The organism is Streptomyces sp. NPDC004647, assembly GCF_040609575.1.
Taxonomy (GTDB): domain Bacteria; phylum Actinomycetota; class Actinomycetes; order Streptomycetales; family Streptomycetaceae; genus Streptomyces.
The window spans coordinates 1-7591 of sequence record NZ_JBEXKU010000153.1 but is presented as its reverse complement, the minus strand read 5'-3'; the positions used below and the strand labels follow the sequence as shown (position 1 = coordinate 7591).

Here is a 7591-nt window from a genome sequence, read left to right as displayed (position 1 = left end):
GCACCGTCCGTCAGTGCCAACCACCAGGTCACTAAGCCTGCGCCACTGACACTCAGATGACGATGCCCAACTGACACTTCCCCGCAGACCATCACCCTGCGGCAAAACCTGCTCTACACCCACCCCGAGGCGGACGAGGAGGCGCTGTGGACGGTCCTGCGGGACGTCCGCCTCGACGAACGCGTCCGCACCCTGGAGAACGGCCTCGACACCCCGCTTGACGGCACGGTGATCTCCGGCGGCGAGCGGCAGCGCATCGCGCTGGCGCGGGCCATGGTCGGCGAGCCGGAGATCCTGCTCCTCGACGAAGCGACCGCCCAGCTCGACGGTCTGACCGAGACCGCGATCCACGACGCGGTCGTGCGCGTCGCTTCCCGGGGCGCCGTGATCACCATCGCGCACCGTCTCTCCACCGTCGTGGACGCCGACCAGTCGTCATGGAGGACGGCGTGTGCCGGGCCACCGGTACGCACGACGAGCTGCTCGTCACCGACGACCTGTACCGGGACCTGGTGGCAGCGCTGCGCATCGCGACGATCACCCAGGACCGGGAGAAGGAGGACGCGGCCGTGACGGGCTGACCGGAACCCGGCGGCGGCCGGGCGCCCGCCCTGGCGGGCGTCCGGCCGTCGTCGATCGGGCTGCGAGGGGCGTTGGCCACGCTTCGGGGCGGAAGAAGCAGAGGAGAGTCCTTGATGCGGGTCCTGTTCACGACCTTCGCCGCCAAGTCCCACCTGCACATCCAGATCCCGCTCGCCTGGGCGCTGCGTTCGGCCGGTCACGACGTGTGCGTGGCCAGCCAGCCGGATCTCGTTGTCGAATTGGTGTAGATGATCACCTTCAGCGGATCGAGGACACGTGGCAGAGCTGGCTCGCGGAGACGTTCGCCTGATCCGTGCCCATGGCCGTGGCCCGGCCGGTCCGCGACGGACCGGCCGGGCCAGGCGTTTGCGACCGGGCCGCGTTACTCGATGACGAGGTCGACCGGGATGTTGCCGTTCGTGGCCTTGGAGTACGGGCAGAAGGCGTGCGTCTTCTTCAGCAGGTCCTGGCCCGCCTCGCCCTCGAGGTGCGAGGGCAGCTCGACGCGCATGACCACGGCGAGCCCGAAGCCGCCGTCGGTGTCCTTGCCGATGCTGACCTCGGCGGTCACCGAGACGTCCTTGACGTCGATGTTCTCCATACGGCCGATGACGCCCATCGCGCTGGCGAAGCACGCGGCGTAGCCGGCGGCGAAGAGCTGCTCGGGGTTCGTGCCCTGGCCGTTGCCGCCGAGCGCCGGCGGGTGCGCGAGCGGCAGGTCGACCTGGCCGTCGGAGCTGACGGCGCGGCCCTCGCGGCCGTTGGCGGTGGCGACAGCGGTGTACAGAGCGTCCATGAGGTCCATCCCTCTCGTCTGTGGGAACGTCCGAGGACAACTACAGCACACAATTCAGTTGTGCACAACTCAATGACGCACCACCATCCATCCCGTACCCTTCTGGTATGGAGACGCTGAGCACCGTGCGGGACGAAGACTTCCTCCGCCTCGACCACCAGATCTGCTTCTCGCTGCACGCCGCCACGCGCGCCTTCAACGGCGTGTACCGGTCCACGCTGCAGGACCTCGGCCTGACCTACCCGCAGTACCTGGTCATGCTGGTGCTGTGGGAGCACGGCGAGCTGCCGGTGAAGCGGATTGGCGAGCTGCTGCGGCTGGACTCGGGCACGCTGTCCCCGCTGCTCAAGCGTCTGGAGTCGGCGGGGTACGTGGAGCGGCGCCGCAGCGCGGAGGACGAGCGGTCGGTCACCGCACGGTCCACGGACGCGGGCGCCGCTCTGCGCGAGCAGGCCCTCCGCGTCCCCCGCAGGATCGCCGCCGCCACCGGCCTGTCGCTGGACGAGATCCGCGACCTCCGCGCCCGCCTCCACGCGCTGACCGCCGCGCTTGACGGCGCCACCCTCTGAGCCGGCCGTACCCGGCGACGGCGCGCCACCACCGCACTGGGTTGCCGTTTCACATGCGCCGCCCCGCGCCGGGAGCTGAAAGACGCCTCGGACCGCGGCTACGAGTCGGGCCGTCGACGCTTTGACCAGCGCCAAGACGGGATCTGACGGGGTGACGTCATTGTGACCTTCAGCGATAGTTGGCCGCCTCTTCGAGCAAAGGGGCAGGTCATGGATCGGTGCTCGCTCGAAGTTGGCCGCTCTGTTCAGTGATGGTTGGCCACGACTGGCCCGCCGGTCCTTCGGGCATTGGCTGGGCGCCCCTCGCGCAGCGGGCCCATGCCAGCTCTCAGGCAGTAGCAGACTCGACGGAAGCGGCCTTCCCAGGTGATCTACCGGCTACGTAGGGCTCAAACCCCACGATCGAAGCAAGATCCAATGCGAACCGGCCACGGCGAACGCGAAGGACCGCGAATCTGCCAACTGAAATGCGACGGGACACGACGCCCAGGCCAACGGGTGTGACTGAGCGCTTCAGTCGGCGGGTTTCGCCAAGCACCGCGCTCAGGACGTGGCCGGAAGATCGATTCGGTCTGTCACTTCAGGAAGCAGTAGCTGCGACGACTGCTTGTTGTCTGCTTCTTCTTCGTCGAGCCGGTCGACGAGGAGCATCGCCGCATCGTCCGCCAGGTGGCCCCCGGCGTGACGGATCAATGCCTGGTGCAGTTGTTCCAGGAACTGCGGCGGGGTGCAGGTGTGCACCGCTTCCATGGCCTCGGGCAAGGCGAAGAAATCGTTGTCAGGATTGCGTGCCTCGATTACGCCGTCGGTGTGCAGCAGCAGACGGTCACCGGGTGCGAGCGGATAGGTCTCCGCCTTGGCGGGAGGACAGGTTATGAAGTCGTCCAGCCCCAGGGGTGGCAGTGGTGAGCTGGGCATCAGGGCGTGAACCCTGCCCTGGTGCAGCAGCAGCGGAGGCGGATGGCCGCGATTGACCACCTGGACCTCGAAGCCGTCGGGCACCTGAGCTACGAGCGTAGTGACGAAATCCTCCGCCTGGTCTTCCCTCTCGTCCTGGTCGACCGCACCCGGCGCGGCTCGCTCCCGGTGCAGCGCAGCCGCGCAGTGGTTCACCACCTCCACGAGGTCGTCCTCATAGTGCACGGCCTCCCGGAAGGCGCCCAGCACGGCTGCCGCCAAACGCACAGCAGGCAGCCCTTTGCCGCGGACGTCCCCCACGATCATCCGGACCCCATACCGGGTCTGTACGGCCTCGTACAGATCGCCGCCGATCTGCGCTCCCGCCTCAGCCGCGAGGTACATGCTGGCCGCCCGCACCGGGCCCAGCCGGGCCGGTATAGGCCGCAGCAGGACTCTTTGTGCTGCCACGGCGACCCGGCGGACCTGGGTGAGCTCGCTCTGCCTGCGCGTGTGTACAGCTTTACTCGTGATGACACTGGCCACGGACACCACGAGGAGGCCCAGGAGGTTGCTGTAGATCAGCATGCCACCCCACGCCTGGTGCAGGGTGGTGGTGATCAGGCTGACGGCCAGGGCTCCAGCCGCTGCCGAGAGGGTGCCTTTCGGGCCCATCGTCAGCGAAGCCAGTGCCGGCATCGCGGTGAGGAGAGGGCCGGTGTAGATATCGTGCGCAGGCGAGAGCTCGATCCCCAGCCCGAGCAGTATGATCACGAACGGCACGCACTGCGCGACTGGGAAAAGGGCCCGGCTGTGACCGCCCGCTCCCGGCGTAGGAGCTGGGCGGAAGAGCGTCCGCATGGGTACAGCCTGCCTTGCTGAAGTTGAGTGTTCCACTCATCGCTCCCGCGGCCTCCCGGGGCATCCGGGGACCCCTCCCCCAACGCTACGGTGCCCGTTGCTCTCAGGCTCGCCAACTCAGCCGCTGACCCGACAACTGAAGCGCTCAGTCACAGTTGTCGGGCAGATCGACGGCAAGGCCGTCGTCAGTAATCCATCTCGATGTAATCGATGCCGGTGAAATCGACGAGGAGACCCTGGGCGCGGCGGCCGCGGTCCTTGAAATACATCTCCTGCAGCCCTTCAGCGACGATCCCTTCAAGCTGCCGCTCGGTCGCACCAGCAGCGTGAGCATCGAAGAGCCGCGCCGCGTAGTCCGGGGGAAGGTGTTCGGTGATGCGGCGCAGCCGGGCGTCGTCGGTGGAGCCGGGGGCTGCGGTGAAGCCGAACTGTGCCCTGGTCTCTACGGTGATGCCGGTGGCCGTGGCGGCCTGTTGGCGGGCGCGTTGCCGTACGCGCGGCTGCCAACGGCGCCGAACCTCCCCCTCGATCCGGTCGGAGATCGGCTTGGGCGGACTCTTGCGCTGCCCGGTGAGGTAGCGCTCCACCGAGCGCTGGCTGACCCCCAGGAGCTCGGCAACGGCCCGGGTGGTCTTCAGCTGCTTGACCAGAAACCGCACCCGCGCCTGGGTCGACTTCGGTACCGGGCGGGTGAGGACCTGCTGCTCGGCCTTGTCCAGGCCGTCACCGATCTTCCCCACGGGTCACTCCCCTCCGTCCACGACGGCATCGGTGCCCTTGATATGGCGGGCGGGATTGTGGCCCGCGTCCAGCATTTCGGCCGCCCAGAGGAACGGCTGGGTGCCTTCGTGCTTGACCATCCCGGGCGACACCCCGAGCCGGAACCCGCCCGGGACCGGCCTGCCGTCAGGCGTGCGCGGCAGGACGTCCACCGGCGAGGGCCCGTCGGAGAGGTAGACCACGCAGTCCGACAGCAGCGCGATCGGGTACAGATCGGCGGCGGCCGCCAACTTGGCCATCTTGCGGTGCATGTTCACCCGCGCCGTGGAGATGACCGCGGCCCGGATGTCCGGGCGCCACGTCGGCCGGTCCAGCGCCGACCACCGGTCGCCCGGCCGGTAGCGGGCGCCCTGCGGCCGCTCCCGCAGCTTGCCGACACCGCCCTTCACCGTCGCCTTGATCGCCGTCAGCACCGCGGCCAGGCCAGGATCCACGCTCTTGTGCCGCTCCATCGCGGCGAGAAAGTCCGGCTCGTCCAGGTCCCCGGCGACCCCGAGTTCGATCATGGTGTGCATGTAGGCGTCGCGCAGCCGTGCGTACCAGGGGTCCAGGTACGGGCCGTTCTCGGGACGGATCCAGGCCTCGATCGGCTCCACCGACGCCCCCAGCTCCAGGGCGTAGGCGAGGGTCGGGGTGGCGTACCAGGCCGGGCCCGCCGGTTGGTCGCCGTGCGGGGTGAACGGGTTCGGCAACCGCGGATCGAGCTCGATGTGCGAGAGGTCCACCCGCCACGAGCCGGGCAATTTCTTGTCGAACACCGGTGCCTTCACATGGACCGGCGCACCGAGGCCGACGATCAGCCGGTTCGCGGCCGCGGCGAAGGCCATGTTCACGTCGATCCCCACCGCGAAGGCGCGTGCGCACTCGGCATCGGTGAGCAGCTCCGGGTCGCGGATCCACTCGTACGCCTCCTCATCCAGCGCCTGGTCCTCCGGCCGGTCGCGACCCCACAGGGCGTAGGGAACCGGGTGCTCGGGCGGGGCCTCCGGCGGCGCCGGATCCACCGGCGCGGTGAGCGAGCCGGGCATCGGCCCGGAGACATACGTGCCGGTCGCCTCGTCCTTCACGGCGCGCGTGGGCGGGCGCAGCGCCTCCATCAGCGCCACCCCGCAGGTGGCACCGCCCCCGCGGGGGGGCAGGACCCGGGTGGCGTAGGTGCCCAGGACCCGGGCGATCTCCGCTGCGGGCACCTGGCCGCCTGCCACCTGCGCCACCCACGACTTGCCCCAGTCGCGCGGATCGAGCGCCCCCCAGGGCAGGACTGCCAGTTGCACGCACTGACGCTGCCCGCTTATCGCCGGGCGGTAGATCCGCGGCCAGGGCCCGAACCCCCGCCTGGTGAGCTGCCACTTCGCCCTGCCCAGTTCCTTGATGACCGGGTGGTCGTCCGGCAGCCGCAGCCCGCGACGGTCGGTCAGCTCGGCCGGCAGGCCCAGCTGCACGGCAGCGGCTTCGGTGAGCACGATCAGCGGGTCGGCGTCCTTCCCCGAACGGTGCAGCCGCGCGGCTCCCAACCGGGCCTCGCTCAGCGTCCACTCCACCAGCTGCGGAAGGGTTTTGGCCGGGCACTCGAGCACGAGGCCACCGGGGCAGTACGCGGTGCCGTCGCCATCGAGGACCGCCAGCGGCCCGTTCGTGAACCGCGCATCGTTCGCGGCCACCGTGGCGGCCATGCGGGCCGGCGCGGCCTTCTTCACCGGGCGGCGCGAGGTCGACGTCGGCCTGGTGGCAGCGGCCTTCTTCACCGCCGGGGCCGGGGCAGCCGACGCCGCCGCGCCTGCCTGCTGCGGCGCGGGGCCGGTGAAGGCCTCCGGCACCGGCTCCGCGGCAGGCGCCTCAGGCGCCGTGACCTGCTCGGGCGCGGCGGCGTTGGCCGGGTACAGCTTGGCGAGCTCGGTGAGGAAGTGGGCGTAGACCTCGCGTTGCGGTGGCCGCGGCTCGGTCTTTCCGCTCTCCCAGTTGACCAGCGTGGCTCGCCGCACCTTCATGGCCTTCGCGACTTGCTCCTGGCTCAGACCGTGGGCTTTGCGCAGCCGCTCGCGCTCGGTCGGCGGCGGCAGTACGGCCTGGCCCGCGATCAACGCGTCGATGGCATCGAATGGCTCGGACACGGAAACCTCCCTCCATCAGCGTACATCATCCGTAACATTTCGCGTACATATTGCGCACAAGTCGCGTCGGATCGGTGGTCGACCATCTGAATGAGCACATCGGCTCGTGGCGGCACACGGCCCGGACAATGGCCACGTGACAGGACAGACGGATGCAGCAGCAGGTGCTCAAGGCCGCCGAACCGCAGACCGGCCTGCTGACAGGCACGCCCGCGCAGTTGGCCGGTCTGATCGCAGGCGGATGGGCGTTTCGGCACCCGCCACCGCACCGCTGCAATTTCACTCCGGCGGGGCGGCACCTGCGCGAACGTCTCCTCGACCCAGTGCCTGATCCGTCCTCGTCAACGACCGGCCCCTCCGGGCTCGCCGGGCTTCGCCGCTCGGACCGGTGACGAGCCGACCCCAGAGGATCCCCAGGCCCGGGCCCGCGAGGTGCGCAGGGCGTGGGAAGGGCTGCTCGAGCTCCGGCGGATGACCAGCCGCGACGACGACGTGGAAAACCCGTGCCCGTGGGAGTGGTCTCACCTGCTGCAGGCGGCGGAGCTGGCGCTGGAGTCGGCTGGGTGTGCGCCGTCGGCGGTCGACCCTTCCGGCGAACGGTCGGTGGGTGGCTATCGGCTCTCTACGTGACCGCAGGCTGACACCGTCCGCATCGAGCGGCTGGGGCCGGAGCATAGGCCGACGGCCGCGGGGGAAGCCGTGCAGCAGATCAGGCTCACGTCGCCTACATGCCGGACACCGCCTGGCCAATAGACGGGCTCCCGCCAGGCTTATACCGAGGGCCGTTTACACAACTCGATTTCGATGTCGTCTGTTTTCGTTACGACACATCAATGACGATTCGCTTGCGCTCGTCTTCCTGATCCCCACCTGACGCCTCTTACGGGGCCGTTTCCTCCTCGCTCACCACGACGGTCTGCCGAGTAGCCGGGGGGAATCACACCCCCCGGCTCTCACAGAATCCGTGCGTAACAGTCTCCCGTTACACGGCTCTT

8 protein-coding genes and 1 pseudogene are annotated in these 7591 nt (G+C 69.3%); 5 read left to right on the top strand and 4 right to left on the bottom strand.

The features are described from left to right. Window positions 1–90 precede the first annotated feature (90 nt). The 3 genes and pseudogenes from ABZW18_RS33800 to ABZW18_RS33790 form a co-directional block, all read left to right on the top strand. Window positions 91–258 (top strand): annotated as a pseudogene (locus ABZW18_RS33800) (hypothetical protein); the annotation flags it as partial. A 191-nt stretch (window positions 259–449) separates the two neighbouring features. After that, on the top strand, window positions 450–581 hold the full coding sequence (locus ABZW18_RS33795; protein WP_356195122.1) for a hypothetical protein: 132 nt from the start codon (window positions 450–452) through the stop codon (window positions 579–581). 114 nt (window positions 582–695) lie between these two features. Beyond that, window positions 696–830 (top strand): hypothetical protein, encoded by a 135-nt coding sequence (locus tag ABZW18_RS33790; protein WP_356195124.1) that lies wholly within the window; start codon window positions 696–698, stop codon window positions 828–830. Window positions 831–964: 134 nt separating this feature from the next. On the opposite strand, the gene ABZW18_RS33785 is transcribed toward ABZW18_RS33790, so the two are convergent. After that, window positions 965–1378 (bottom strand): organic hydroperoxide resistance protein, encoded by a 414-nt coding sequence (locus tag ABZW18_RS33785; RefSeq protein ID WP_356195120.1) that lies wholly within the window; start codon window positions 1376–1378, stop codon window positions 965–967. Window positions 1379–1485: 107 nt separating this feature from the next. On the opposite strand from ABZW18_RS33785, the gene ABZW18_RS33780 reads away from it, so the two are divergent. Continuing rightward, the gene (locus ABZW18_RS33780) at window positions 1486–1947 is read left to right on the top strand and encodes a MarR family transcriptional regulator (RefSeq protein ID WP_356195117.1); all 462 of its coding nucleotides are present in this window, start codon (window positions 1486–1488) and stop codon (window positions 1945–1947) included. Between the two features lie 543 nt (window positions 1948–2490). On the opposite strand, the gene ABZW18_RS33775 is transcribed toward ABZW18_RS33780, so the two are convergent. The 3 genes from ABZW18_RS33775 to ABZW18_RS33765 form a co-directional block, all read right to left on the bottom strand. Next, window positions 2491–3618, bottom strand: a complete 1128-nt coding sequence (locus ABZW18_RS33775) for a PP2C family protein-serine/threonine phosphatase (RefSeq protein WP_356195115.1) — start codon at window positions 3616–3618, stop codon at window positions 2491–2493. A gap of 272 nt (window positions 3619–3890) precedes the next feature. Next, complete coding sequence (locus tag ABZW18_RS33770) at window positions 3891–4445, bottom strand: XRE family transcriptional regulator (protein ID WP_356195113.1); 555 nt, start codon at window positions 4443–4445, stop codon at window positions 3891–3893. Window positions 4446–4448: 3 nt separating this feature from the next. Continuing rightward, a complete protein-coding gene (locus tag ABZW18_RS33765) occupies window positions 4449–6596 on the bottom strand; it encodes a helix-turn-helix domain-containing protein (protein ID WP_356195110.1) in 2148 nt (715 codons plus the stop codon). Window positions 6597–6748: 152 nt separating this feature from the next. On the opposite strand from ABZW18_RS33765, the gene ABZW18_RS33760 reads away from it, so the two are divergent. Further along, on the top strand, window positions 6749–6988 hold the full coding sequence (locus ABZW18_RS33760; protein ID WP_356195107.1) for a hypothetical protein: 240 nt from the start codon (window positions 6749–6751) through the stop codon (window positions 6986–6988). The last annotated feature ends 603 nt before the right edge of the window (window positions 6989–7591 follow it).

What these genes read in the sequence shown, in the direction of transcription:
- ABZW18_RS33760 (WP_356195107.1), top strand. Translation starts at nt 6,749, where the DNA reads ATGCAGCAGCAGGTGCTCAAGGCCGCCGAACCGCAGACCGGCCTGCTG.
- ABZW18_RS33780 (WP_356195117.1), top strand. Translation starts at nt 1,486, where the DNA reads ATGGAGACGCTGAGCACCGTGCGGGACGAAGACTTCCTCCGCCTCGAC.
- ABZW18_RS33785 (WP_356195120.1), bottom strand. Translation starts at nt 1,378, where the DNA reads ATGGACGCTCTGTACACCGCTGTCGCCACCGCCAACGGCCGCGAGGGC.
- ABZW18_RS33790 (WP_356195124.1), top strand. Translation starts at nt 696, where the DNA reads ATGCGGGTCCTGTTCACGACCTTCGCCGCCAAGTCCCACCTGCACATC.